The 1,816-nt window shown below is 40.0% G+C and carries 1 protein-coding gene and 1 pseudogene; both read right to left on the minus strand.

Going from position 1 to position 1,816, the window contains the following annotated elements:
• On the minus strand, positions 1–599 hold a 599-nt coding region (locus LD39_RS12860), incomplete at its 3' end, for a DEAD/DEAH box helicase family protein (protein WP_035547393.1).
• 581 nt (positions 600–1,180) lie between these two features.
• Positions 1,181–1,816: pseudogene (locus LD39_RS12865) on the minus strand (peptide chain release factor 3); the annotation flags it as partial.

The following is a 1,816-nucleotide window of genomic DNA, read 5'->3' on the forward strand; positions in this document are numbered from 1 at the left end:
ACTGAATCTCCGCGCACACGAAACGTTCCGCGTTGGAAATCAATATCATTTCGTGCATATTGAATATCGACAAGGTTTCTTAAAAGCTCGTCCCTGTCCTTCTCCATTCCCATCCGAATAGAAAGGACCTGGCTGCGGTATTCGTCGGGAGAACCTAAACCATAAATACACGAAACACTCGCTACGATAATCACATCATTCCGCTCAAAAAGAGCAGATGTCGCCGAGTGTCGTAACTTATCAATTTCATCATTGATGCTCGCATCTTTTTCAATGAAAGTATCTGAAGAAGGCACATAGGCTTCTGGTTGATAATAATCGTAGTAACTTACAAAATATTCAACAGCATTGTTCGGGAAGAACTCCTTAAACTCACTATATAGCTGCCCTGCCAGCGTTTTATTGTGTGCGATAATCAGTGTAGGTTTATTTACTTGCTGTATCACGTTGGACATTGTAAACGTTTTACCCGTACCTGTCGCACCTAAAAGCGTCTGATGTCGTTCCCCACGGTTAATCCCATCGACCAGCTCTTTGATCGCCTTCGGTTGATCTCCTTGAGGTGAGTATTGTGATACTAATTCGAATTTATTCTCCACGACGAAACCCTCCGTTCTATCTCGTTCAAAGTTAGTTTACCACATTATATTATCATTCTAACATCAAACGAACAAACATTCGGTTTTGTGGACTTGAAGAAAATTTTTCCAGAAAAAAAACCCTGTGAGTAAGCCTCTCAGGAACTCGTTATTCTTTTAATTCTCTTCTGCTACTTAAATTTGTCCGCATTTATTTCGATGAAGAATAGTTTGTAAAATAATTGTTGAGAGCTTCCTTAATGGATAAGGCATGACGAGATATCCCTCTAGACAGGGGTTAGGATGCTATTGGCCAGGTTGCTGATCTCTTCCAGAATCAATTGTCGCTCCGGTACCTTTTATTGAATGAAGGAACTGATAGATTTCCCTTTCTTCTACTTTCGGCTGTTTATGCACTGCTCCAATCGTTTGGAGACATTTTTTTAAAATCTATTTTGATACTTTTGAAACTTCTGCACATTTCCACTCTTAGTAGGTCTGTTGGATCACAACTATTGTATGCACTATTATAATGGATAATATTTCTTTTGAATAACCGTATAAAAAACCACTACATTTTTCATGTAGTGGTTCGTTGCTGCTTATTCGAATGTTTGATTATATTGATTGACTTCAAACAAATCGGTTAGTTCAATGTCCGGATTTTTGTCTTTAAACCAACGGAGTGAAAAATCATTTTTAAATAACACAAGAGGACTGCCATCTCTATCCTGGACGAGCATGTTACGCTCATCGAACAAGGACTCATCCACCTGGTCTTCTCTCAACCAGCGAGGAATACGTTCCCCGATCGGAGTAAGTTCTACTTCTACGTTGTATTCATTCTTCATTCGGTATTCAAAAACTTCATACTGAAGTTCTCCAACCGCTCCGATAATGTAATCTTCAAATCGATAGCGTTTGAATAACTGAATCGCCCCTTCTTGTACGAGCTGTTCCAGTCCTTTTTTAAATTGCTTCGATTTCATTACGTTTTTCGCCGTTACTTTTTTGAAAAGCTCTGGCGGAAACTGCGGAAGTTCATCGTATTCAAAATTTGATTTTCCGGTGACGATCGTATCACCGATTCGATAGACATTGGGGTCATAGATGCCGATAATATCGCCAGCATAGCCTTCCTCAACGGTTCCTCTTGAAGAAGCGACAAATTGCTGTGATTGAGCCAGTTTAAACGCTTTTCCAGTCCGTGAAAGGGTGACGCTCATCCCTCGTTCAAA

This window comes from Halobacillus sp. BBL2006 (assembly GCF_000786645.1).
Taxonomy (GTDB): domain Bacteria; phylum Bacillota; class Bacilli; order Bacillales; family Halobacillaceae; genus Halobacillus.